At 48.3% G+C, this 25,329-nt stretch carries 17 protein-coding genes; 10 read left to right on the forward strand and 7 right to left on the reverse strand.

Annotation, left to right across the window (positions count from 1 at the left end):
* Position 1 precedes the first annotated feature (1 nt).
* The 5 genes from JYB87_RS12935 (at position 2) to JYB87_RS12955 (ending at position 8,573) form a co-directional block, all read left to right on the forward strand.
* Positions 2 to 889, forward strand: a complete 888-nt coding sequence (locus tag JYB87_RS12935) for an SMP-30/gluconolactonase/LRE family protein (RefSeq protein ID WP_207353893.1) — start codon at positions 2 to 4, stop codon at positions 887 to 889.
* A complete protein-coding gene (locus tag JYB87_RS12940) occupies positions 882 to 1,811 on the forward strand; it encodes a 2-dehydro-3-deoxygalactonokinase (RefSeq protein ID WP_207353894.1) in 930 nt (309 codons plus the stop codon). Before JYB87_RS12935 ends, JYB87_RS12940 begins: the two co-directional genes overlap by 8 nt.
* On the forward strand, positions 1,808 to 2,428 hold the full coding sequence (locus tag JYB87_RS12945; protein WP_228729865.1) for a 2-dehydro-3-deoxy-6-phosphogalactonate aldolase: 621 nt from the start codon (positions 1,808 to 1,810) through the stop codon (positions 2,426 to 2,428). Before JYB87_RS12940 ends, JYB87_RS12945 begins: the two co-directional genes overlap by 4 nt.
* A gap of 16 nt (positions 2,429 to 2,444) precedes the next feature.
* Positions 2,445 to 5,270 carry a sugar-binding domain-containing protein gene (locus JYB87_RS12950; protein WP_207353895.1) on the forward strand — a complete coding sequence of 942 codons (2,826 nt, stop codon included), beginning with the start codon at positions 2,445 to 2,447 and terminating at the stop codon, positions 5,268 to 5,270.
* 105 nt (positions 5,271 to 5,375) lie between these two features.
* The gene (locus JYB87_RS12955; RefSeq protein ID WP_207353896.1) at positions 5,376 to 8,573 is read left to right on the forward strand and encodes a glycoside hydrolase family 2 TIM barrel-domain containing protein; all 3,198 of its coding nucleotides are present in this window, start codon (positions 5,376 to 5,378) and stop codon (positions 8,571 to 8,573) included.
* A 177-nt stretch (positions 8,574 to 8,750) separates the two neighbouring features.
* Here the strand turns inward: JYB87_RS12955 and JYB87_RS12960 are convergent, their stop codons facing one another.
* A complete protein-coding gene (locus tag JYB87_RS12960; protein WP_207353897.1) occupies positions 8,751 to 10,832 on the reverse strand; it encodes a glycoside hydrolase family 2 protein in 2,082 nt (693 codons plus the stop codon).
* A 243-nt stretch (positions 10,833 to 11,075) separates the two neighbouring features.
* Positions 11,076 to 11,987: a LysR family transcriptional regulator gene (locus JYB87_RS12965; protein WP_228729866.1), complete on the reverse strand. Its 912-nt coding sequence runs from the start codon at positions 11,985 to 11,987 to the stop codon at positions 11,076 to 11,078.
* Between the two features lie 332 nt (positions 11,988 to 12,319).
* Between JYB87_RS12965 and JYB87_RS12970 the strand changes: the two genes are divergently transcribed.
* From JYB87_RS12970 to JYB87_RS12985, 4 genes are all read left to right on the forward strand, one after another.
* On the forward strand, positions 12,320 to 13,315 hold the full coding sequence (locus tag JYB87_RS12970; RefSeq protein WP_207353898.1) for an LLM class flavin-dependent oxidoreductase: 996 nt from the start codon (positions 12,320 to 12,322) through the stop codon (positions 13,313 to 13,315).
* Between the two features lie 8 nt (positions 13,316 to 13,323).
* A complete protein-coding gene (locus JYB87_RS12975) occupies positions 13,324 to 14,421 on the forward strand; it encodes an alkene reductase (RefSeq protein WP_207353899.1) in 1,098 nt (365 codons plus the stop codon).
* 8 nt (positions 14,422 to 14,429) lie between these two features.
* Complete coding sequence (locus JYB87_RS12980) at positions 14,430 to 14,756, forward strand: EthD family reductase (protein WP_207353900.1); 327 nt, start codon at positions 14,430 to 14,432, stop codon at positions 14,754 to 14,756.
* 204 nt (positions 14,757 to 14,960) lie between these two features.
* Positions 14,961 to 15,845, forward strand: coding sequence for a radical SAM protein (locus JYB87_RS12985; RefSeq protein ID WP_207353901.1), 885 nt, complete (start codon positions 14,961 to 14,963; stop codon positions 15,843 to 15,845).
* 196 nt (positions 15,846 to 16,041) lie between these two features.
* Here JYB87_RS12985 and JYB87_RS12990 read toward each other — a convergent pair whose 3' ends face one another.
* The 4 genes from JYB87_RS12990 to JYB87_RS13005 form a co-directional block, all read right to left on the reverse strand.
* Complete coding sequence (locus JYB87_RS12990; protein ID WP_207353902.1) at positions 16,042 to 17,022, reverse strand: nuclear transport factor 2 family protein; 981 nt, start codon at positions 17,020 to 17,022, stop codon at positions 16,042 to 16,044.
* Between the two features lie 50 nt (positions 17,023 to 17,072).
* Positions 17,073 to 18,020: a TIGR03571 family LLM class oxidoreductase gene (locus tag JYB87_RS12995; RefSeq protein WP_207353903.1), complete on the reverse strand. Its 948-nt coding sequence runs from the start codon at positions 18,018 to 18,020 to the stop codon at positions 17,073 to 17,075.
* Positions 18,021 to 18,029: 9 nt separating this feature from the next.
* Positions 18,030 to 18,503, reverse strand: coding sequence for a nuclear transport factor 2 family protein (locus JYB87_RS13000; RefSeq protein WP_207353904.1), 474 nt, complete (start codon positions 18,501 to 18,503; stop codon positions 18,030 to 18,032).
* A gap of 146 nt (positions 18,504 to 18,649) precedes the next feature.
* On the reverse strand, positions 18,650 to 20,575 hold the full coding sequence (locus tag JYB87_RS13005) for a sigma-54-dependent Fis family transcriptional regulator (RefSeq protein WP_207353905.1): 1,926 nt from the start codon (positions 20,573 to 20,575) through the stop codon (positions 18,650 to 18,652).
* A 933-nt stretch (positions 20,576 to 21,508) separates the two neighbouring features.
* Here JYB87_RS13005 and JYB87_RS13010 point away from each other — a divergent pair.
* Entirely contained in the window at positions 21,509 to 24,205 is a 2,697-nt protein-coding gene (locus tag JYB87_RS13010) for a carboxypeptidase regulatory-like domain-containing protein (RefSeq protein ID WP_207353906.1), read from the forward strand.
* A gap of 180 nt (positions 24,206 to 24,385) precedes the next feature.
* Here JYB87_RS13010 and JYB87_RS13015 read toward each other — a convergent pair whose 3' ends face one another.
* A complete protein-coding gene (locus JYB87_RS13015; protein ID WP_207353907.1) occupies positions 24,386 to 25,300 on the reverse strand; it encodes a family 43 glycosylhydrolase in 915 nt (304 codons plus the stop codon).
* Positions 25,301 to 25,329 lie beyond the last annotated feature (29 nt).

Raw genomic sequence — 25,329 nt, forward strand, 5'->3', positions numbered from 1 at the left:
GATGATGTTTGAATTAGTCGATACGATTGACGTAAAAAACTACCTCGGTGAAGGGGTGACCTGGGATAGTGAAACCCAGACTGTGTGGTGGACAGATATCGAAGAAAAGCAGCTGTTTTCCTATCAGTTAGATCAGCGAAAACTTACCACTTTCGATACACCATACCGCGTTTGCGGTTTTGCGCTGACCCAACAAACCGATGTGATGTTGGCAGCTTTTGACTGCGGTATAGCCCTTTATCATCTCGTATCAGGCAATACCGAGTGGTTGTTCCAATTCCCCGAGGGTGCCACCGTACGCTTTAATGAAGGCCGCACGGATGCCAAAGGCCGCTTCTGGGTCGGCACAATGAACGAAAATGGCGACAAAACTGGCAGCTCCGGCCTTTACCGAGTAGACACCGACCTGTCAGTAACCAAAATGGAAGCTGATGTGGGTATTTGTAACGGCTTGGCGTGGAACGCTGATGCCAGCCGTTTTTACATGGCAGACTCGTCAAAACAAATTATTTATAAGTATGATTTCGACATCGATGGTGGTGATATTTCTGCCAAATCCACCTTTGTCCAACTGCCAGCCCACACTTCACCAGACGGCGCAATGATGGACGGAGAAGGCTACCTATGGAGCGCCCTGTGGGGTGGCAGCTGTGTCGCCCGTTTCAGTCCAACGGGTGAACAACAGAATTTTGCGGTACCAGTTGAACAACCCACCTGTGTTGCATTTGGTGGTGAACACAACGATTTGCTGTTTGTGACCTCAGCCTGCTATCAGCTGTCCGATGAAGCGCTGACCGCGGCGCCTAAAACCGGCAGTCTGTTTATCTACCGCACTAACGTTTCTAGCACGCCACGTCCTCGCTTCTCAGGAGATTTCAACCATGGCTAATCAACCTGTCAGTATTTTGGTTGACTGGGGTACTACCAATTTCCGCGCCTACCTGCTTGACGAAAACGGCGTTTGTTTGAAGGAAACCAGCGCGCCGTCGGGTATCTCACAAATAAACGGCGAGTTCGAAGCAACCCTGAACGCCAACATTGGCGACTGGCTAAAAGCCCACGACAACCTGACCGTGGTGTTGGCAGGTATGATTGGCAGCCAGATAGGCTGGAAAAATACGCCTTACGTGGACTGTCCGGCGCTGATCACTGGGTATGGCCAATACGGCGTGCAAGTACCTGAATTCAATCACGGCAATTGCTGGATCATCCCAGGTATGAAGCAGGAAACTGCAGATGGCAAAGTGGATGTCATGCGTGGTGAAGAACTTCAGGTGATCGGTGCCAGTTTATTGTCTGGTGATACCGACGAAGCGTCCTATTGCTGTCCCGGCACTCATACCAAGTGGGTAAAGGTTAAAAATCAGCAAATCCAAACCATCACTACGGCGATGACCGGCGAAACGTTCTCTCTGTTGTCAAAGCATTCCATTCTGGCCCATTCGCTGGATATGAATGCACCGCAGGATGACGACGCATTCATGAAAGGCTTGCAGTACAGTCAGCAACCTGGCGGCCTGCTGAACCATATTTTCAGTGTGCGCACCCTGTTCGTTACTGGCAAACAGGAAAAATCTGCCGGAGCTGGTTACCTTTCTGGCCTACTAATTGGCCACGAGATCCGTGCGTTTGTAGAAGCCAACGGCGCAGAGTCTGTTGGTACCTGCCACATTATTGGTAGCTCGTCACTGAACAAACTTTATCAGACTGCGATGAACCACTTCGGGATCAGCACTGCGCTGATTGCAGACAAAGACGCCAGCATCGCCGGCGCTAATTCACTTATTCAGATGTTAAGGGATAAATTATGACACAACTGAGCAACTACATGACCACACCGCTAATCGCGATCCTTCGAGGTGTGACCAACGAGGAAGTAGTCGAAGTGACCGGCGCACTGATCGAAGAAGGCTTCACCATGATTGAGGTACCGCTGAACTCGCCAAACGCCGTGGAAAGTATCCGCCGCATTGTTGAAGCATACGGTGATAAAGCGCTGATTGGTGCAGGTACTGTGCTCACTGTTGAACAGGCGGAAGCTGTTGCGGCTGTAGGCGGTAAACTTATTGTCTCTCCGAACATGAATCCTGCGGTAATCAAACGCACCAAGGAACTGGACATGATTTCCGCTCCGGGTGTAGCGACGCCGACAGAACTGTTTGCCGCCATTGAAGCCGGCGCAGATGCCGCGAAGGCTTTCCCTGCGGATGCGATACCACCATCAACAATAAAAGCGTGGACCTCAGTAGCGCCGAAAGGCTACCCAATTCTGGCCGTTGGCGGTATTCACGCCGGTAACATGGCCGATTACCTCAGTGCCGGAGCGGTGGGCTTCGGTATTGGCAGCAACCTTTACAAGCCGGGTAAAACCGTTGCAGAGGTGCGCGCCGTTGCAAAAGAAATGATTCAGACCATCTCTGCCCTCTAAAGACACGAGAATACTAATGAAAGCAAAATATAATGCAATATTCAGCGCGCTGATTGCGCTTGGCCTGACTGCTTGTAGCGGTTCAGACTCGCCCTCTTCAAATACGCAGCAGACGCTGTCACTTGCCGGTGACTGGCAGGTAAAACTCGACCCACAAAATACAGGCGTCAGTGAAAAATGGGCGCAAAATGGATTTGATGGGCAGAAAATCACCCTGCCTGGTACGCTTGACGATGCCAAACTCGGTACTAAGAGCACCATGAAGCCAGAGATCAATAATGATGTTATGGCGCATCTAAATCGTGAGTATGAATACATTGGTGCAGCATGGTACCAGAAAGACGTCACCATTCCTGAAGATTGGAAAGGCGACACCGTTGCGTTGGAACTCGAACGTGTCATTTGGGAATCAGAGGTGTTTGTAGACGGGAAATCCGTTGGCACACGAAACAGTCTGGTAGCTTCTCACAACTATGACCTGACTTCGTTCCTTAGCCCAGGCAAACACCGTATTACGGTACGCATCGACAACGGTGACAAGTTTCCGGGTATCAACATCACCAGCGACAAGTATCCTCGTGAATCCAGTCAGCAGATGGCTCACTCCTACACCAACCATACCCAAATCAAGTGGAACGGTATGCTAGGTGATATCAATCTGACAGCATCTTCTGCAAACATGGCTGATGATGTGCAGGTTTATCCAAGTCTCGCAAACAACAGCATCACGGTAACGTTCGAGCAGAAAGCCCCAGCGCCAGGCAATGTGGCCTACACCATCAGTAAACCTGATGGCACACTGGTCGCGGAAGGTGAAGCGAAAAACGCCGAAGTCAAAAACGGCAAAGTTACGTTCACTATTGCCAAGCCTGACGGCGTGACATTGTGGGATGAATTCAACCCAAATGTTTATCAACTGGCAGTAAATCCAACCAACAGCGGTACCGACACGTCAGCAACCGCCACCTTTGGTTTCCGAGAAATCAGCGAAGCTAGCGGCGATCTGCTACTGAACGGTCAACGTATCTTTTTGCGTGGTAATCTGGACGCGGCAATCTTCCCATTGACGGGGCATCCGCCAATGGAAAAACAAGGCTGGTTGGAAATCCTCAAGCAAGCGAAAGCATACGGCCTGAACCATTTCCGTTTCCACTCTTGGGCGCCACCAGCAGCAGCATTTGAAGCCGCTGATGAAGTTGGTTTCTATTATCAAATCGAACTGCCACATTGGAGCCTTCATGTGGGGGCGGATGAAGCGACGACTAACTTCTTACGCGCAGAAGGTCAGCGTATTATTGATGAATACGGCAATCATCCGTCATTTATCATGATGGCCATGGGTAACGAGCTGGAAGGCGATTTGGACACCCTGCGCAGTCTGGTCAACGACTACAAAGCTCAGGATAGCCGCCACCTGTATGCATCAACAGCTTTCTCTTTCCAGAAGCCAAGTGAGCAATGGCCACTGGACGTCGATGATTTCTACATCACCCAGTGGACAAAGAAAGGTTGGGTTCGTGGTCAAGGTATTTTCAATACCAACGCACCAAGCTTTGATAAAGACTACACCGAGAACGCAGAATATATCGATATCCCACTGGTTTCTCACGAAATTGGTCAGTATTCAGTGTATCCAGACATGAGCGAAATTCCGAAGTACACCGGCGTGCTTAAGCCGCTCAACTTCATCGCTATCAAGGAACAGCTTGAACAGAAGGGCCTAATCGATCTGGCTGACGAATTTACCTACTCATCTGGTAAGCTGGCGGCCATTCTCTATAAAGAAGAAATCGAACGTGCGCTGAAAACGCCAAGTTTTGATGGATTCCAACTGTTGCAGCTGCAGGACTTCCCAGGGCAAGGTACCGCACTGGTTGGTTTGCTGAATGCATTCTGGGGCTCAAAAGGCGTGATAAGCGCTGAAGAATTCCGTGAATTTAACAGTGAACTAGTGCCACTAATCCGCTATAGCAAAGCGGTTTACGAAAGTGGTGAAACGTTTGAAGCCTCTATTGAAGTGGCGAACTTCTTCAAAGATCTCAAAAGCCAGACACTCCACTGGTCTGTCACTGACAACACTGGCACCGTGGTAGCGCAGAATGACATTAGCAATGTTGACCTGACCATTGGTAACAACGTAGCGCTTGGCAATATCTCGCTCGCGCTGGATGTTAAAGAAGCCCGTCAGATGACTGTTCGCGTGGCCCTTGACGGTACTAACTACAAAAACACGTGGTCATTCTGGGTATACCCGCAGGAGGTAACCACTCAATCTGGTGCTGTGGTATCTACCACCTCATTTGACGAAGCGGAAGCCGCACTGAAACAAGGAAAAACCGTATTCCTGAATCCAGATTACAACGGTCTGGCGGGTACCGATGGTCGCTTTGTACCGGTATTTTGGAGCCCGGTTCACTTCCCAAATCAGCCAAGCACTATGGGCCTATTAATGGACCCTAAACACCCTGCGCTGGCTGCGTTCCCAACCAGTTCGCACACTGACTGGCAGTGGTGGGATATGACCATCAAATCCAAGTCTATCGAAGTGGATGAGTCTCAAGTGACGCCTATCATCCGTGTCATCGACAACTTCGTGACCAACCGTCATCTTGCTAACGTGGTGGAAGCGAAAGTGGGTAACGGTAAATTGGTGTTTTCATCGATCGATTTGACCAATGATCTGCAACACCGCCCTGCCGCACGCCAACTGAAGCACAGCCTGCTTAAATACATGCAGAGCGATGCGTTTGCACCAGAGAAAACGGTTACGATTGACGTTTTGAAATCACTGCAAACGGCCAATGAGCAGAAGTCTTTCAAAACCAATGATATTTATGACTAACAGACAATAGTCTGAAAAAAGCCGGAGCGATGTGACTTCGGCTTTTTTGCATTAAGGCCTATTCCTTTGTGCATCTGCACTTTACCAACCAAACAAAGGTAACCTATGGACAGACAACAACTTAATGCGGCCGCACTATCGCTCGCCATTGGGGGCACCCTGCTGATCGCGGGGATTGCGAACGCCGCTGAAGACTGGCGTAACCCAGAAGTTTTCCGCATCAACAAAGAGCCGGCACGCAGTTTCTTTTACAGCTTTGAAAGCCAGCAAGATATCAACACCGAATCACCTTGGAACGCGGCTAACTATCAACTACTCAATGGACAATGGAAATTCAACTGGGTTGATACGCCATCGAAAAAGCCAGAAGGGTTCTTTGCACCGGATTTCGATGATACACGCTGGGACACTATTGCGGTTCCTGCTAACTGGGAATTGAACGGCTACGGCACACCGTTTTATGACAGCCACGCCTGTTTTAATGACGATCTCAGCTTTATGGAAGGTGACAAACTTAACTACTCCATGAGCTTTATCAAAGGCAAAACAAACTACAACCCAGTAGGCTCTTACCGTCAAAACTTCACTATTGACGACAGCTGGAACGGCAAGCAGATTTTCTTGCATTTCGGTGCAGTCAAATCGGCGTTTTACGTTTGGATAAACGGCAAGAAAGTGGGTTATTCCCAAGATTCGAAAACCGACGCTGAATTCGATATCACCCCGTACATAAAAGCGGGTAAAAACACCCTCGCGATGGAAGTGTACCGCTATTCCGACGGCAGTTATTTTGAATGTCAGGACATGTGGCGCATGAGCGGTATTGAACGCGACGTCTATGTGTTCGCCACCCCGAAAGTTGCTGTGCGCGATTTCCACGCCTACACCACGCTCGATGATAATTATCAAAACGCCCTGCTGCGCTTTGACGCCGACATAGACAACCGTGGCGAGCAAAATGCGAAAACAGTTCGTCTGCAAGCGCAAATCACCGATGCCAAAGGCAAAGCAATTTTCAGCAAAACACTGGATGTCGGCGCTTTGGCAAGTAAGTCAGCAACCAACGTCAGTTTTGAAGCGAAAATAACTTCACCGCAGCTGTGGAGTGCAGAGTCCCCGACGCTGTACAACTTGCAACTGGCTCTGACTGATGACAATGGTGATACTCAGTACATCCGTCGTCACGTTGGTTTCCGCTCTACAGAATACAAAGACGGCAACATTCTGGTGAATGGTAAGCCGGTACTGTTCAAAGGTGTGAACCGCCACGAACACGATCCGAAAACCGGACACGTCATCTCCCGTAAATCCATGCTCGCGGATATCAAACTGATGAAGGAGTTTAATATCAACGCGGTGCGCATGTCTCACTACCCTAACGATCCGTATTTCTACGATCTAGCTGACCAATATGGCCTCTATATCATGGATGAGGCGAACACCGAATCCCATGGATTAGGCGCAGCCAATCAGGGCGACTACGATCCAAACAAACACATCGTCAACAAACCAGAGTGGCAGGCGGCGTATCTTGATCGGATATCGAACATGTACGAGCGCAGCAAGAACAACCCCTCTGTGATCATGCGTTCGCTGGGTAATGAGTCCGGTGACGGCAAAAACATCGAAGTGACATACGACTGGTTGAAAGCACAGGAGCCGTCTCCGGTGATTTCTGAACAGGCACAGCTGCGCCGTCATACCGATACCTACAGCCAGATGTATGCCCCAATCAGTGATATCATCCGCTATGCTGAGACCCAACACGATGAGCGCCCGGTGCTGCTGATTGAATATGAACACGCCATGGGTAACTCGCTGGGTAACTTTCAGGATTACTGGGATGCTTTTGAGAAATACCGCGCTCTGCAGGGCGGTTTTATCTGGGACTGGGTTGACCAGACCTTTGAGAAAACTAACCAAAACGGTGATTTCTTCTGGGCTTACGGTGGCGACATGGAACCGGCTGGCACACCTAACAGCGACAGCTTCTGTGCCAACGGCCTAGTATTTGGGGATCGCACGCCATATCCATATCTATATGAGGTGAAAAAAGTACAGCAGAACATAGGCTTCGCCTTTGCCGATGACGATTTCCGCTCACTGAAAGTCAGCAACAAGTTCTTCTTCCGTGATTTGTCTGCCTACACGCTGAGCTGGCAACTGCTGGAAAACGGTAAAATAGTGCAGTCCGATAACAGTATCGACCTGAAAGCCAAAGCCGGTGATGCCCAATTTATCAAACTTCCCAAGCTTAAAATGGCCGCTGGCAATGAGTATTTTGTGAATGTACAGGTGGCGTTGAAACAAGATGAATTGCTGCTCACAAAAGGTCACATCGTGGCAGAAGAGCAACTGTCGCTGCCGTTTACAACCGTGGCTCAGCAAGCAGCTAACGCTGACACAACCTCGCTGGCAATGCAGGAGACCGCCACCGTTCTCACCTTATCAAGTGAGCGCTTCAATCTGGTGCTTAACCGTGAAAGCGGTCTGCTCACTCAGCTTAGCTACAACGGTAAAGACCTGCTGAAAGCACCGTCTCACCCGTCGTTCTGGCGTGCCCCTGTGTACAACGATCTGGAAGTGAAAAGCTTTGAGAGCAAAATGGGCGTGTATCAGAAGCTGGGCAGAAATACCGTACTGACGTCAATGGCGATAACTCGCAAGTCAGACGCTCAAGTAGAAATTAAACTGGAACACTCACTACCTGCCATTGAGAGCCGCTACTTCACCACCTTTACAGTAAACGGTAACGGCACCATTGATGTGGATATCTGGTTCTATGCCGCACCGCACAAGAAATTTGGTGAACTGCCACGCATCGGCACCCTGTTCGCGCTGGACACCCCATTCAGTAACGTCAGCTACTATGGTCGTGGCCCACACGAAAACTACGTAGATCGCAAGTCGTCGGCCTTTGTCGGCCTTTACAACACCACTGTCGATGACATGTACGTGCCATATGTCACGCCGTCTGAAAACGGTCACCGCACCGATGTGCGCTTTGTAGACTTCACAGATGCCAGCGGCAATGGTGTGCGTTTCTCTTCAGCACAGAAACTGGGCTTTAATGCTGAGTACTATAACACTGACGATTATGATGCCAGCAAAGCCGACCATTTCGCCCGCAATCTGCACCCAGCAGACTTGGTGAAGCAAGATCGCATATTTGTTCACATCGACCACAAAATGCGTGGTGTCGGCGGTACTAACTCCTGGGGTGAAGCGCCGCTGAACAAATACATCCTGCCATGGCTCGATTATCACTACGGCTACCGCATCGAACCGGTGAGCGCCAAATGATGAACTAAGCTGAATGAAAGATGAGGCGTATACGCCTCATCTTTTTTCCTGTTCCCTGCAGATAACCCTAGCACCAACCTTTCCAGCCTGCGGTCAATCAAACATTGTCATCTGCCCGCCTAATCAAGCCAGTCGAATCGCAGCTTTCTGCACAGCGAATGACTTAAGATAGTTCCCTTATAGCGCTAGCGTCGCTTCCTGAACCGAATAACCGGTAGGCCGGAAAATTTCCGCTCGAATTCGAGCCGCAGTTTCGGTCAAAGACGGTAGCACTTCCTTATAGCTATCACCCGGCGCTAACTTTGGTAAAAGACGTTTACCAGATTGCACTGGTAATCCCGCGTCATCGTAGGCTGTCCAGATAAGTGTGTACTCATTCAATGTATAAGCCGGAATATCTTTTAGTGAACGACTCTGAATAGCCACGGCAAAGTGATTGTCCTTACTGCGGACCACAGAAAAATGACTAAGAGGAGAGGCTGTCTCGCGAAATGCCTGCCAAGAGGGCTTCTTATTACCATAAATATCAACGATACCGTGAACGCGACTTTGAAAACTATTCTCACCTACATCCCCCATATGGGTACGATAGTCGTTATAGCTGAAGAAAATCGCGCCAGCGACATTCTCCGCCTTTTTGTATTCACTGGTATGAGAGGAAAGTGCCTCAATACGAAATTGGTCGCCTTTTTCAAACTTGGGATCACACTCGCACAGACCGAACTCAGATATCACTACCGATTTATGCGGGTAGACTTCACTCAGCAGATTTAAGGTAGGAAGAATATTGGCCGTGCTGCCCTCATGCCATGTGCCGTAGTATTCGTTATATTCAATAAAGTCCGGAATATCTGATGCTGACGCTCTCGCTTGTTGTTCTGACAAAATTAACTGCAATTTATTCGATGCGTATACACTCAACCTACTGCTATCGAGATCGGCAATAATATCCGCTCCAGCTTTGACGAATTGCGCAGCCTGAGGACTCTCACTCATTTCATTTCCTATCCCCCAAGCGTAAATTGATGGGTGATTGAAATGTGAGAAGATCATCGACTTAAATTGATTTTTCTGGGTTAAAGCGACGTTATCATCGGAGGGCAATCGTTGCCATGCCGGAATTTCCTCTTGAACTAACATGCCCTCGTCATCCATGAAATCGAAGACGTCATCGCTTTGTTGCCAATGGAAGCGAGTGATTATCACATTCAGCGCTTTTAAATCCCTTAAGATCTGCTGCACAAATGGCTTAGATGACGCCATACCATAAAGTGGATGACTGCCCGGCATCCATTCTATCCCCATAAGCCTCATAGGTTCGTTGTTCAAAAAATAGAAACCATCTCTCAGGCGCAATGATCGAATGCCGAATTGCATTTCATATTGATCGGTTAGTTCCCCCCCATCACTCACACTGGCAATAACACGATATTGCTTAGGATGATCGAAGTGCCAGAGTACTGGGTTATCAACCTTTGCTTCGATTCTGACAACGGGGAATTTGCTCACATGCTGAGCATCATGCCTCAGTGGGCTGTCGTAGGATAAAATATCGTCACCAATCACCTGTTTTACATAACTGACAACGTTGTCATTTGGATCCAAAAAAGTAAATGTCAACGTCTTACCAGATAACTCATCAGGTGACACATACGCATCAACAGTAACGGTAGCACTGCTGAGATCGTCAGTAAGTTTGCTATCAACCAATACTTTGCCGATGTAATTTTCAGGTTTTGTCACAAGACGTACATCACGGGTAATACCACCGTCATTTGCCCAGTCAAACGACTCATCAATGGGCAGTGCTCGTGGTGAAAAATCGTTATTCACTTCAACCACAATTGTATTGGTACTGTCGCGGCGCCACACATGTTCAACAGGCACGCTAAACTGCGTATAGCCACTGTCATTATGTTGGCTCACCAAATGTCCATTCACCCAAACTTTGCTATCACGGTATACGCCATCGAATTCCAAAGAAATATGTTTGTCATTCGATACCAGAGGACCTTGGACCGTTCTCGCATACCATGCAGTACCCTTATAGGTTTCGCTGCCAGTATCAACATTCCACGTGTGAGGCACACTAACGCCAACCCATTGACTTGTCGCTACATCCTCTTTAAACCAGCCACTATCTTCACCAATATTTTCCTTGTCGATTCTGAATTTCCAGTTTCCATTCAACGATAATGTATCCGCGCAAACACCAAAGGTCCCTAGAACCAATAAAATCGCTGCTGTTAGTAATTTCATGAGTGTTTCATTCCCTTCTCTGACCACTTTTTTCGTTATTTGAAAAACCATACTAAATAATTGTGTCAGCAACGAAAATAGACATTAACTGGATGTACATGGATTAAGTGACGAAAAAACAAGCATTAGTCGATGCGCCAGAAAATGAATATGACACTTAAAGAAATAGGTTAAGTCGAGCCCTTAAGTCGACAACGGAGAAAATTACCCATGGACGTCCACCATATTCCACCAAAATCTTCTTCAATCTAATGCGCCTTTAAGTCTTGCATCTACAAGCATATCCACTACATGGCGTATTTTAGGCAACATTTGCCTATTTTTAGGCCACAGAGCATGAATTGGCATCTCGCCGCCAGAGTGTCCATGTAACACTTCACAAATTTTACCTTGGCGCAGATCTTCGCCCACCAGCCAGAGTGGCAACTGTGATAATCCACATCCAGCCAAGACAGCAGATAACATTGCATCACCGTCTGATAATTCATGTGTTGGTGGAGGCGTGTAACGCGTTATCTCTCCACTTTGCTGCTTCAGTAACCACGAAATAGGTTGGCCGCGGCGAAAGCCAACAATACATTGATGCTTTTGCAGCTCTTCTGGGGTTTCTGGCGTACCAAAACGTTTCAGATATGCTGGTGAAGCACAAATCACCAGCTTTTGCGCAGTAAGTTTACGGGCAACTAAACCGCTACTGTCTGCGAGTTCACCAATACGAACTACGAGGTCTATGCCCTCTTCTATCAAATCAACAAAACGTTCGCTAAAGGTCACAGTTAAGTTCAAATCAGGATATTGCTGCGCCATATCCAACAGCAATGGCAAAATGCGTTTGCGACCATAGGCCGCTGGTAAATCGATACGTAGGCGACCTGAAGGTGTTGTAATATGTGAGGTCAATTCAGCTTCTGCCTGCTCCAGAATCTCCAGTGCGCTCAGACAACTGTCCAGATAGCGTTCTCCATCTGGGGTTAAACTCAACCTTCTAGTGGACCGCTGAAAAAGTGTCAGTCCCAGTCTCTCTTCAAGTCGAGCCACACTCTTCCCCACGGCGGATTTCGTCAGTCCCAAGCGTTCGGCCGCTGCAGTAAAGCTGCCTTGTTGTGCGGTCATTACAAACGCATTGATACCACCCATATGATCATTACTTCGCATGACATTGCCTCTTAGTTTGCCTGTCTAACTAACCGTCTACGTTATACAGGTAACGTTTCTAGGGTAGAGTCCACTAGATTCTGCGAGCTTCATACCTGCGGCATTCATTTCCGAATCAAGTACTTTGAGCGTGGTGCTACCCCAGATACCTAACGAATAGAACGAATCATGTGTGATCAACAGCAGAGGCTTCTCTACACATCACATCGCTTTATTGTAGAAATATATTCTCAACTTAGTCGAAATCAAGCCTGTTTATTCACTTATTTATTCCTTTGATAATACTGTCCAAGCAATTCAGTGCTCTGGGTTGAACCAATATGAGGTATGAAATGAACAAAAGTGACATCAAATTATCATTGCTCGATCTCGTCACCATTGGTGAAGGCGCCACCGTCAGTGAGGCCATCCACAGCAGTACTGAGTTAGCCATTGCAGCCGAGAATGCCGGTTTTCACCGTTTTTGGGTGGCAGAGCACCATAACCTAAAAGATATTGGCAGTGCAGCTACCTCGGTTATTTTGAGCCACATTGGCGCCAAGACTCAACGCATTCGGCTGGGCTCTGGCGGCATTATGTTGCCGAACCACGCGCCGCTAATGGTGGCGGAGCAGTTTGGTACTTTGGAAGCGCTGTATCCAAACCGTATTGATTTAGGCCTAGGCCGTGCGCCGGGCACCGATGCAGAAACCATGCATGCTTTGCGGCGCGATACTCGCAGCAATGGGATGGATTTCCCCGAAATGGTCACTGAGCTGCAAACGTATTTTGACGATATCAAGCCGGGCCAGCGGATTAAAGCGATCCCCGGTGCCGGTATGCATCTGCCGTTGTATCTGCTCGGCTCTAGCACTTACAGCGCGCAATTGGCGGCAGCACGCGGGTTGGGGTTTGCCTTTGCTTCGCACTTTGCTCCCGATGCAATGCAGTCTGCAATTGAGTTGTATCGGCAAAACTTTAAACCATCTGCCCAGTTAGATAAGCCGTATGTGATTATCTGCGTTAATGCGGTGGTGGCAGATTCACAACAGCAGGCTGAATATCTGGCCACTACTGAACTGCAAAAATTCCGCAACCTCGGTCGTGGTATCGAAACCTTGCTGCCAAAACCGGTAGACAATATGGATACCGTGTGGAATCCCTATGAAAAACAACGCATTTTAACCCAATTGCGTGAATCGTTATGGGGCACGCCGGGCGTAGTTCGTCAAGGTTTGCTGTCGCTAGCGGAGCGTACTGGCGCCGATGAAATCATGCTCAACTCGTGGATCCATGACCCCGCAGCACGCATTAAATCCCACCAGCTGATTGCGAAAGCGTGGTTCTAGGAGGCGTTATGCAGTTACTTCAAGCTTATGAATTAGCTGGGCTGCCATTAGCCAATCGCATTGCGATGGCGCCAATGACCCGTGCCCGTGCCGCCAATGGCAAGCCCGATGCGCTCACCGCCGAATATTATGCTCAGCGCGCCAGTGCTGGTTTGCTGATCACTGAAGGTGTGCCCATTTCGGCGCAGGGGACCGGCTACCTGTATACCCCCGGTATTTATACCACCGAGCAAGTGGCGGCGTGGCGCAATGTCACCAGCGCGGTGCATCAACAAGGCGGCAAAATTTTTGCGCAGCTGTGGCATGTGGGCCGTGTATCTCATCGCAGTATTCAGCCAAATAACGCCGCGCCGGTAAGTTCATCCTCTCAAGCGGGTGGTCAAGCTTTTGCTTACAACGAGTTAGGCAATCCTGCCAATGTGCCTGCCAGCCAACCTCAAGCGTTGACTCTAGAAGGCATAGCTGCGGTGATTAACGATTTTCGCCAAGCAGCAGCGAACGCGATTGAAGCGGGCTTTGACGGGGTTGAGTTGCATGCGGCCAATGGCTATTTAATCGAGCAATTTATCAACCCGGTAGTGAATAACCGCGATGATCTTTACGGTGGTAGCACCTTAGAAAACCGCAGCCGCTTGTTGCTGGAAGTGGTCGATGCGCTAGTGCAACAAGTTGGCGCCCATAAAGTCGGCGTGCGTCTGTCGCCATTTAATCAAATTGGCGATATGCCGCTGTACGACGACATGGCTGAGACTTACCTGCACCTGGTCAAAGAACTAGACCACTATGCGCTCAGTTATCTGCATCTGGCGCTTACGCCACAAACCCTGAACAGCGGTTTGTTGGAGCAAATACGTCAGCAATGGCATGGCAGCTTAATGATTGCAGGTGGCATCAATGCTGCGCAGGCGGAGCAATTTATTGCGGATAATCGCGCCGATGTTATCGCCTTTGGCAGCGCCTTTATTGCCAATCCAGATTTAGTTGCACGCATCGCCAACGGCTGGCCACTGGCAGAGGTGCAACGCAGTTCATTTTATGGTGGTGGCGCTGCCGGTTACACCGACTATCCCCGTTACCAGCCCCGCGATAAATTAACAGTTGAATAGGAATCCCCATGACTGAAATAAACGGTTTTAAACACGTTGGCCTGATCACCAAACACGCCGACCAAAGCTTTGAAGAATTTGTTGATTACTGGCTCAAGGTGCACTCAGAGTTGGCGATCCATGTGCCCGGTTTACGTAAATACACAGTGAACCCCATTGACCGTCGCTTGTACCCTGATTCGCCTATCGATGGCTTTTCTGAGCTGTGGTTTGACTCACTTGAAGAAGCCAAAGCGGCATTTGAATCGGAAGCAGCGCAAAAGACCTTTGCCGATGTACCGAACTTTGCCGCCAACGTCGCGGTGACTTATTTGACGGAGATCCAGAAGAAATAACCTGTAGCACTCTTTCGCACTTCCTCGAAATGAATCCCGGAATTGACCAGTTATGTTACGGCATAGCTGGTCAATTTCGTTTTGGGGAAAGCAAATTAAGCAATCGCTTAATTACAAAAGTAATCCCGCACGCTTATTTGTACTAATGCTGCTGCACTGCGCGCACTGAATATCACGCGCCAGCAGCTAAAAGAGGAAATGACCATGCATTACACCGGTCCTGTTGTTCGTCCGCCCCATGAGGCTAATAGCATTTTGCTCGAAGTGACCGTTGGTTGTACCCATAACCACTGCACCTTTTGCACCTTTTATCACGATACGCCTTATCGCTTAGCGCCGAAAAGCCAAATTGAAGCTGACTTGCAAGAAGCTAAGTTTTATCGGCCGGATGCCAAGCGGTTGTTTGCCGTGGGTGGTGATCCCTTTAGCTTGCGCACCGCCAAGTTGGTAGCGCTGGCAGAGCAGATCCATCAGTACTTCCCAAATATCAACATCGCCATGTATGCCCGCATTAGCAGCATGTTTAACAAATCCCTCGACGAGTTAAAACAGCTGCGAGCGCTCGGCATCAACGACTTGGTGATTGGCGTTGAGAGTGGCGATGATGAAGTGCTGGCTTATACCAACAAAGGCTATAACCGCGCCGATATTTTGCGGGAATGCCAAAAATTGGAAGCGGCAGATATCAGTTATCGAGTGATTTTCTTAGGCGGCCTAGCTGGTAAGGGCAATGGTTTGCGCAATGCTGACAATATGGCGAGCCTGCTGAATCAGCTGCATCCTACGCATATGTATATGACCTCGGTTGCCATTCAGCCGGAGTCGCCAATGTATCAAGATGTACGCGACGGAAAATTTATCGAAGCCAGTGAGCAAGAGCGCATTGAAGAAACACTATCCTTGGTCGCGCAGCTTGAGCACCCAATCACGCTGCTAGGACAAAGTGTTGCCAACCCGGTCAACTTTATCGCGACCTTGCCGGAGCAGAAAGCCGAGTTAGTCGGTGAATTACACCAAGTACTGCAGCAGTTCTCTGACCAAGATGAAGCGCATCTACGTCGGCAGCGGGAGCAATTGCGTAATATTTAGTGAGTTTGTCTATCCTGCCACTGAGTCCATTCCGCGACGAGTTTCGGTCGCGGAATACCCGCCAGAGTCAATCTGTAATGCTCAATGTTGTCACTCGTTAACAAAGAAAAAAGACCTGCTGTTATAACTGCAGGTCTTTTCGTTTTTGTCGTGTGGCAACCACGGGCTCAGCGCTTACCGCGCCAACAGCTGGAAGTTACGCGGTGGCATTGCCAATATCAAATGCGGGCAGCTCGTTTTCGCTAAACCAGCCGGGGCGATAGTCGGTCCAGCAGAATTGCCATTGACCGCTGGGTTGACGGCGGGCGCGTAGTTGATAGTGAGCACCGTAAAGCTTGTTGCCGTATTGGTCGATTGATCGCTCTGGAATAATGCGCGCCACAATCAATTTCACATGTTGACCGTCGCCTTCATCTTCAAATTTCACCACTTCAGCAAAGTGCTGCCAAAGCGTGGCAAGGTGGCGAAAACTCTTCAACGTGCCAATCACTTGGTCGCGGCCGGATAAATTGCCCACAGGTGCAAAGCCGCCAGAAATATCTTCGCTATAGCTTTTGGCCAGCAAGCTCATGTCGTTTTGGTCGACTGAAAAGGCATAGCGGTAATACAACTCGGCCAGGGCTTCGTCGAGTGACTCGGGTACTGGCGCGTTTGGCAAAAGGGTCCATGGTGAGTGCAGTTCGCTGACGATGACCGGTGCTTCGTCGCCCATCTGCCAGCCATTTTGGCCGGGTGGTTGGCGCCAATGCGGTACAAAGTTATTGTTGCCGTGGTTCCAGTTGACTTGTAAACGTAACTCGTCAAACGACCATGTTTGTGCACGCAGACTGGCGCGAAACACTAAGGTGGCGCCAAAGATAAAAAAGTCACTGCCACTACGCTGCATGATGCCAAACACATAACAGCTCGCCGCGGCTTGGTCGCCATCAATGGCGACATAACGGTTGGTCATTTGGCCATAGATTGGGCCATGCTGGCTGTCTTGTCCCAGCCGTTGCGTGATGGCAGCAGCACCAGTGGCACTGCCATGTTGGCTGCTTAGCAGTTGGCTATCAGCATGAAATAGCGTGGTTAGTGGATCTGTTTGGCCGCTCAGCCAGCTTTCGCTAAAGCGCGCTAACATGGCGCTCACGCTCTGCTTCGCTGTGAGAGCGGTTGTTTCGGGGGCGATATTCATAACGATTTTGCTCTTTTTGTATGCGTATTACATGTCCTATGCGGTAGGGCTTATTTCAGTGCTGGCAGGACATAGTTGCCGAGTTCTTCAATCACCGCTTCAGCGGGGCGTGAAGATGGCTTCAGGTTGAGCGCAACGTGCTGCACGCCTAAATCGCGATGGCGTTGTAACCGCTCAATTAACGCATTACGGCCAATGCGTACCACGTTATAAAAACGCTGGTATGGCGCGTGTGGGTTGTCATCCAGATCGAAAAAGGTCGAATAACCATAGGCGGGGGCTGGGTGACCCGCAGCGGCGCGTTCGAGTGAGGCGAGAATATCGCTAATGGCGTTGTCATCATCCACCGACCAGATCCACGCATCGACATTTTCTGCCAGCCATTCAATCGGTTGGCGTGAGCGACCCACGGCCATAATCGGTAACCGTTGGGGCATTTTCGGATACAGATCTAAATTGCCAGTCAGTTTGCCGTAGTGGCTGGTTTGCACTCGTGGAAACGATTGCTGCTGCAGATAACGAATGTATTCAATGCCTTCACGATACAACTCGCCGCGAGATTCAAAATCGACACCAAAGGCGGGATATTCCACCGGGCGGTCACCGGTTGATAGACCGAGCACAAAGCGCTGGTTACTGAGCAAATCAAGTGATGCCGCTTGTTTGGCAACTGAGATCGGCTCACGCAGCGGCAGCACAATACCGGCGGTACCGAGGGTAATTTCTGATGTGGCGGCTGCGAGAAAACCCGCGTAAACCAAAGGGTCGAGCATCTGCGCCGCATCACCAAAATTAGGGTCATAAAATGGCACATCTCTAAGCCAGATGCTGGCGATACCGGCATCTTCGGTCAATTTGGCGAGCCGTTGGTGATCGGCCAGTGTTGGAAATGGCGAGTCTGGGTAGGCTTCCAGCGGGGTTAACAGGCCAATGCTGAGTTGCCCAGGCGTAAATACGCGGCTAAAACTCGCTGGCGCTTCACTTAAGTTGGCGTACATAGCGCCTCCTTACTTATCTGAATCGGCGTGGGGCCACACGACGTCTAACGCGGTTTTGGCAATGCGCCATTCGCCATTTACCCGTACATATTCATCTTCATACCGGCCCAGCAGCAAAAATGGGTGCTGCGTACTTTGGCGGTCAGTGACTAAGTCCAACAGATAACAGCTACCCACGGCAGTATTTTCGCCAGTAATGGTCACGTTGTGGTTGGTGACGGCGTGCATAAATGGAAAGTGTGCGCGCTGCTGAGTATCAAACTGTTGGTAGGCATCCGCGAGGCTTTGCTTTATGGCAGCTAAGCCTTTCATTGAGCCGACGGTAACCACCACTTCGGCATCTTCAGTAAACACTTCGTCCATGCGCCCTGCGTTATTGCTGTCGAGCAGTTGGCTGTAGTGTTGGCGCAGATTGCGGATCTCTTCGCGGTCGAGCAGGGCTAGCACGCGTTGATTGAATTGGCTATCGGTTGAATTTGACATAAATACTCCAATGAGGTGTTAAGCCCGCGACAGTAGTTGCAGGCTGACTAACGAATGGAGTTATTTTATTAGTTTGCCAATTGAAGATAATCAGGCTAAATGTCGTTTCATTGAAGCCTAAATATCTACAATTAACAAACGAGTGATTACTGGCGAAACGTTTCAACAGCTAATTGATAACGTTTTACCTTGTTGTAGAGGCCGCTGCGGGAAATACCAAGTTGCTTGGCCGCCTCGCGTAAATTGCCGTGAGTGGCGTTCAATGCCGCAATAATGGTGTCGTATTCACTCGCTTGCAGTTGGCCACTGGCAGGAAAATACGGCGCGATGTCGGAAAGTAGCACCTTGTCTGAATATGACCCTACCGCGCTAGCAAACACTGAGGGTTGCGCTGCCGGTTGCAGAGCCGCGCGTGCTGCAACATCATTTGGCATACTTGCCACAAACGTCGGATCAAGCTGAATATCTTCCGCCTCAATGACTGCCGATCTCGACAGGTTTATTGCCCGTTCAATCACATTTTCCAGCTCACGCACATTGCCCGGCCACGGATAGTGGGTTAACCGCTGCAGCGCGCTGTGCGACAGTGCTTTTGCGGGTTGCTGCAAGCCGTTGGCGCAATGGGTAATAAATGCGTTGGCTAAGTGTTCAATATCACCCGTGCGTTCACGCAGTGGCGGCACGTTAATCGCTAACACATTGATACGGTAAAACAGATCGGCGCGAAACTGCTGTTGTTGCACCGCCAGGCTGAGGTTCTTATTGGTCGCGGTAATGACGCGAACATCGACCACTTGGCGGTTTTGGCCACCCACGCGTACCACCTCTTTCTCTTGCAGAAACCGTAACAGGCTAACTTGTGCAGCAAGCGGCATTTCGCCAATTTCATCAAGAAAGATGGTGCCGCCATCGGCTAACTCGAACTTACCTGCGGCGCCGCCACGTAGTGCGCCCGTGTAGGCACCAGCTTCATAACCAAATAATTCACTTTGGATCAGATCCCGCGGAATCGCGCCACAGTTAACCACAATAAATGGGCCTTTGGCACGGCGACTGGCGTTGTGAATCGATTGGGCAATCAACTCTTTGCCTGTCCCGCTTTCTCCCCAAATCAGCGCCGTGGCATCACTCTGGCTGACTTGTCTGGCTTGAAAAATCGCTTTATTGATCGCAGTTGACTGACCGAGGATATTGTCAAAAGTATAGGTAGCCTTAGCACCGATGGCACGACGGGTAATGGCACGAGTTCGGCAATTATCCCGCACCGAAATGATTTTATGGCCTTCTGCAGTCATGGTTACTGAGCAAGTGAGCGTAACCCAACGGCTGTCTCGTCGCTGACCACGCACCTCGAGATCTTGGCAACTCTTATTGCTGGCCAAGATCGTACTCAGTGCTTCATCAGGCGCAACGACCATTGCCAGTGGTTGGCCCACAACATCACTCACCACATTAAAGATATTGCGGGCATAGCGATTAATCGAATAGACGCGGTCGTGACGATCAAGAATAAGCACCCCTTCATTCAGCACTTCCATTAAGGTTTGCTGTTCTTGGAGTAACTCCGACAACATTAGCTGCTTTGAAATCGTTGCTGCGGCTGCCTCTAGCATTCCCAGTGAATGCGAATGTGCACTTGTTCTAGGTACAGCTAAACTCATCACCCCCATCAATTCCTTGCGCGCATTAAAAATCGGCACGGCGGAGCAATGGCTATGATGAAGTTGCCGCAGGTAATGTTCTGGCCCCATGACGTAGATCGGCTTTTGTTCCACTAAGCAAGTACCCACACCATTGGTGCCAAGCATTTCCTCCGTGAGTACGCTGCCTATCGGCGTAAGATTTCTACCTGCTGCATACAGCACCACACCATGTTTATCCGCTAGAATGATATGGCTATTAGCGTGCTGAGTGTAAATCAATAGGTTATTAATGGTTGATGTCGCGGCTTCTATCAGTAATCGATTTTTCGCTAATACAGTAGTCAAACACTCTTGATCAATACAATAATATTGTGCCAGTTCAGTTGATACTACAGCATCTTTGCAGCGCTGCCATGAATGTAAAATCATGGTTCTGACAGATTCACTAGCAACCTGGTTATCATTAATAAAATTATTCCACTGCTCCTCAATATCTTTGGCAATTAAATTAACGCTCTCAGTTAATTGAAATAGTGGATTGCTTTTTTGGCCATTATTTTCGACAGAAGCTATCGTCTGATACCAACGGTGATCTATCTGATTTAACGGTTTATTTCGATGATTTTCTAAACTGTTCATTTGGATTTAATAAACTCATGTTATCTTCAAAAAATAAACCATCCATGTGCACAATTTGGACATGTCGTAAAACATGTTCAAAAAATATGTCCATAATCTGTTCACGACCTAGACAGTTTAAAACAATCTGAGTTTCATTAATTTCCGCTCTATGTAGACATAATTTCTACAATAAAGATAATAAACGCTGATGACTTGCTAAAAATTTCGCCTTAAAGGCATTTGAATCTACAATAAAAACCAAACATCGATCACACCAATAACCTCGAACAACGTATTTAACATGATCAAAATCACTCTTTAATCAGATAAAAATCACCGACATCAAAATAAAATATCTACGCCACTATCAAACTGCATTTTTATAAACGCTCACGTCAACCAGCTCATTAAATTTGTGATATCAAACATGAAATTATGAGTTGCAAATTCCGATATTGTGATTTTATTCAAATAAAGTTAAAGCCAACAACAGAAAAGCATTATTTAACCATCAGCTAAATAAGCGAACACGGTTATTTAGTGAAATTTTTGATGGCCTGCTATTTGCCTTTTAGGAGTGAATGTTATTCAAAGCGCATTGGAATAACACTAAGGGGAAAGGCGATATCACTGTTCTAAGCAAGTAGTGCCTATATTACTTTGCCGACAATAGGCAATGCGCTTTCAAGACGATACAGCTTATCCCCAATAACTCATAAACAAATCAATGGGAGAACCTTGATGAGGCGATTTAACAAAGCAGCTATCGTGCTGGCCATCGGCGCTACGATGACTCAGCTCAGCGGTTGTGGCGGTGACGATGGGGATAACATCACTTACGTTCAAGCCGCAGAGGGCACAGTATCAGGCGTAGTACAGGATGCGAAAGGGCTGCCAGTTCCGGCAGCTGTTGTATCAGCAGAAGATACAGGTGGTGCATTACTCCAAACTGTGACAACTGACGCTAACGGCGCCTATTCACTAACATTACCTGTAGGCCAAGTAGTACTAAAGGTCAGCAACGCATCCTATGCTAGCCCTGATGCACAAGATGTCGGCGTACTATCAAATCACACTGTTAGTGCCAATTTCACTATGAATGCAGCCTCGCAGTTCTTAGTACAGTTTACTGAACAAGTTGATCCGATCCAGCCAGTTAACGAAGGTTGGACAAGTCCAGGCTGGGCTGTTTACGATAACCAAGGCTATGGTACATCAGCAACCGTTGGCGCTCTGGTTACTGGTAAAATCGACGATATGCCTATCGAATACACATGGGAAAACCGTTTGAACCTGTGGGACCCTTGGCATACCGAAAAGGCGGGAACGGTCGAAGGTAATGATGATACGGCGCTCGTCACTTTCTCTGAGATGATGAAGAATTTTGAGTCTCGAGTTGACCCAATCCGTGGTACAGAGATGGCGGAGTATAAAATTCCTAATCGTCTAGGACCATTAACTATTTCTCAAGACCGTCGAGGCTTAATCGCTGTGCGCGTACAAGCGAACGATGCTCACGGTCAGCAAGCCTCAATTCACGGTGAAATTCACGCGACTAACCGTTTGCTCGGTATTCGCAACGTAGCGCTGGGAGAACGTATCTACCTGAACCGCGGCAACGACGACGATTCACAAGTCTGGTCAATGGTATCTCAACCGACCGGCTCCACCGCTGAACTGGTAGACGCAAACTCAAGACTCCCCTATTTCTTCCCAGATAAAACAGGTGAATATGATTTTGTTGTTAATGGCCAAACGCTGAAAATTTTTGCCGGTAAATATATGGGGGTTATTACTGGTATTGATGAAGAAGGCAATCCAGAGAGCGATGCTACCTGTACCACCTGTCACCAAGGTGGTATTGCCGGTGATCAATTCACGCCATGGTCTACTACCATGCATGCCAATATTTTCCGTCAGGATGTCGCAATTTCTCCTGCTGAGGAAAGCATGTTCTGTGGTCAATGTCATGCCGTAGGTGGTGACATCCAATCTGCCCCTATGAACAATGGCTTGGCATACGTAGCGGAGCAAGAAGGATACAAATTTAGCCGCATTGAGGCACTGGCAAATCCTCGCACTGATGCATGGCCGGATATGGTGAAGAACTTCCCTAAAACCGCTCGCATGATGAATATTCAATGTGAGAGTTGCCACGGTCCACAAAACTCACCGGCGCACGGCATGTACGACATGGTAGATGGTAAAACCCCTAACCCATATACCAGTCCACGTACGTCATTCTCTGCGGAACTGTGTAGTAACTGTCACTACGAGCGCATTCAATGGACTGCATCTAAGACTGTAAGTCCTACCTCTGGCCAAAGCCATATGAACGAACAGCGCGCACTGGAACTGGGTACCGATGCTGATTGTGGTCGTTGTCACTCAGCACAAGGCTTCGTCGCATATGAGAAGCAACTGCAACAAGGGAACGTTGGTAAGATTGACGATCCACTATGGTCTTCAGTGACTGCAGACAACGTTGAACCTGTGACTTGTACCGCTTGTCACGACCCACACGGTAATGGCAATGATCTGCAAGTTCGTATTGATGGTGATACCCCTGCACTACCCGCTGGCTTTAGCATGGCAGGTGTTGGCCAAGGCGCTACATGTATCGCATGTCATAACACTGCTCAAGGTGTGATGACTGATGACAGTGGCGTTTGGCTGCACGAAGACAACGATGAACCTGCACCTGAACAGCAAAACTACAGTATCGCCCACGGTTCACAAGGCGATGTATTTGCTGGTCGTAACGCTTGGTTTATGGGTAACCAATTACCTATGGTAGCCAAACACGCGGTGATTGAAGACTCATGCGTCAAATGTCACCAGCTGTATAATCCAACGATTAAAGATACACCTGCATTTGGCAAGTTGACCCGTACCCACCAATTCTGGATCGAAGAGGATAAGCTGGATCAACAATGTAACTATTGTCACGGCAGTACCATTGATCCAAACACCCCAGTTGATGGCGTACAGCATAACTCAGTGCCTGGTGATGCCGTTGATGCTGGTGCCATCACTGCATCGGTTGCAGCTGGCTTAAACAACTTAGCCGAAAAACTGCAAAACGCTGCATTTAGTCGCTTAACGTCCTTCGATAACTTAGTGATTAACTACGGTGAAGCGACTGTGGCAGGTAATCAAATTTCGGCAGTAGCATTAGCAAATGTCGGCAACAAGATTGGCCTGAAACTGACGTTGAGCAGTCCAACTGTTATCGGAGGAGAGTCAGTTTCTGAACTGACTGTATCCTTGGATAAATTGGCTGATGCAGCCACAGGTGAAGTAGTTTATCTACCAAACAGCAACTTTGTGAAAGGTGCTTGGAACTACTTCCTGATCAACAACGATCGAAGCAAAGGTATCCACAACTTGAGCTTCTCTCAATCGGTGATCAACAACACGGTTGGCCAAGCGTTCTAATGGACAAATAAGATAGATTGCAAACAAGGATTACGTGCTACCAATATCACTAGACGTTAAACGATTGGATTGCGTCCCAGATGAAATAATGTTGAAGGATATTGGCTAGCACATTCCTGTTTCATACCAAGAAAAAGCCCGAGTCACATTTGAATTAAATGCCTCGGGCTTTTTCTTCAACTACTTAACCCGATAAATCTCGCCAGATGGACTATAAGTTAGAGGTAAATAAAGTATTGAACGCTTGTGATCGCCACCACCTTGCTTAGCGTTATCATGATAAAAAATATACGACTTATCACCATCCTGTAATATCGCATGATGATTAGTACTGATATCGAGATAATCGATGATAACACCTTGATATTGGAATGGACCTAATGGTGAATCGCCAGTAGCGTATACGATTTGTCCAGGCCATCCGGTTGAAAATGAAAAGTAATAGATCCCATTATGTTCGTGCAGATATGGTGCTTCACCATATTTTTTCTTCTTATCACTCTCAGGAAAACCATTGATGACAACTTCGAGTATTTGACCTTCAGTCGTCAGCATATCTTTCCCGAGCTTTACAACCTTAGGAACTCGAGTACCAAAGTACATATATGCTTGCCCGTCAGCGTCAATAAAGATTGCAGGGTCGATAGGTTCATCACCCGCATTTGCATCTCTAGGCGACTCAACGAGTGCTTTACCGATAGGGTCGACAAATGGTCCTTCGGGTGAGTCACTTACAGCCACACCTATCTGCTTTCCACCAACCGGAGCATAAAAATAGTACTTACCATTTCGTGCATAAGCCGCTGGAGCCCATGCCTTAGCATTAGTATCAGCCCAGGTAAAAACACTGGCGTTTAAAAAGGAACCTACGTCTTGCCACGAAGTTAAGTCATTTGATTTAAACAGACGCCAATCGGTCGAGTCCCAATATTCACCTGAGTTATCCTGATCATTTGTCGCATAAACATAATAGACATTATTAAATTTATGGACTGATGGATCAGCACAGAATCTTTCAGAAATTAGATCTGATGCATTTGCCGAATTAACAATTAATAAAGCAGCACCGAATACCCAACGATATACTCTGCCCATTCATATTTCCTTATCGAATGAAGGGGGCT

Origin of the sequence: Shewanella avicenniae (assembly GCF_017354945.1) — a bacterium.
Lineage (GTDB): Bacteria > Pseudomonadota > Gammaproteobacteria > Enterobacterales > Shewanellaceae > Shewanella > Shewanella avicenniae.

Bases quoted from the DNA above. Each gene is read 5' to 3' on its own strand.
- JYB87_RS12990 (WP_207353902.1), bottom strand. From the start codon at position 17,022: ATGAATATCGCCCCCGAAACAACCGCTCTCACAGCGAAGCAGAGCGTG.
- JYB87_RS12975 (WP_207353899.1), top strand. From the start codon at position 13,324: ATGCAGTTACTTCAAGCTTATGAATTAGCTGGGCTGCCATTAGCCAAT.
- JYB87_RS12940 (WP_207353894.1), top strand. From the start codon at position 882: ATGGCTAATCAACCTGTCAGTATTTTGGTTGACTGGGGTACTACCAAT.
- JYB87_RS12950 (WP_207353895.1), top strand. From the start codon at position 2,445: ATGAAAGCAAAATATAATGCAATATTCAGCGCGCTGATTGCGCTTGGC.
- JYB87_RS13005 (WP_207353905.1), bottom strand. From the start codon at position 20,575: ATGATTTTACATTCATGGCAGCGCTGCAAAGATGCTGTAGTATCAACT.
- JYB87_RS12960 (WP_207353897.1), bottom strand. From the start codon at position 10,832: ATGAAATTACTAACAGCAGCGATTTTATTGGTTCTAGGGACCTTTGGT.
- JYB87_RS13010 (WP_207353906.1), top strand. From the start codon at position 21,509: ATGAGGCGATTTAACAAAGCAGCTATCGTGCTGGCCATCGGCGCTACG.
- JYB87_RS12955 (WP_207353896.1), top strand. From the start codon at position 5,376: ATGGACAGACAACAACTTAATGCGGCCGCACTATCGCTCGCCATTGGG.
- JYB87_RS12985 (WP_207353901.1), top strand. From the start codon at position 14,961: ATGCATTACACCGGTCCTGTTGTTCGTCCGCCCCATGAGGCTAATAGC.
- JYB87_RS12970 (WP_207353898.1), top strand. From the start codon at position 12,320: ATGAACAAAAGTGACATCAAATTATCATTGCTCGATCTCGTCACCATT.
- JYB87_RS12965 (WP_228729866.1), bottom strand. From the start codon at position 11,987: ATGCGAAGTAATGATCATATGGGTGGTATCAATGCGTTTGTAATGACC.
- JYB87_RS12980 (WP_207353900.1), top strand. From the start codon at position 14,430: ATGACTGAAATAAACGGTTTTAAACACGTTGGCCTGATCACCAAACAC.
- JYB87_RS12945 (WP_228729865.1), top strand. From the start codon at position 1,808: ATGACACAACTGAGCAACTACATGACCACACCGCTAATCGCGATCCTT.
- JYB87_RS12995 (WP_207353903.1), bottom strand. From the start codon at position 18,020: ATGTACGCCAACTTAAGTGAAGCGCCAGCGAGTTTTAGCCGCGTATTT.
- JYB87_RS13000 (WP_207353904.1), bottom strand. From the start codon at position 18,503: ATGTCAAATTCAACCGATAGCCAATTCAATCAACGCGTGCTAGCCCTG.
- JYB87_RS12935 (WP_207353893.1), top strand. From the start codon at position 2: ATGATGTTTGAATTAGTCGATACGATTGACGTAAAAAACTACCTCGGT.
- JYB87_RS13015 (WP_207353907.1), bottom strand. From the start codon at position 25,300: ATGGGCAGAGTATATCGTTGGGTATTCGGTGCTGCTTTATTAATTGTT.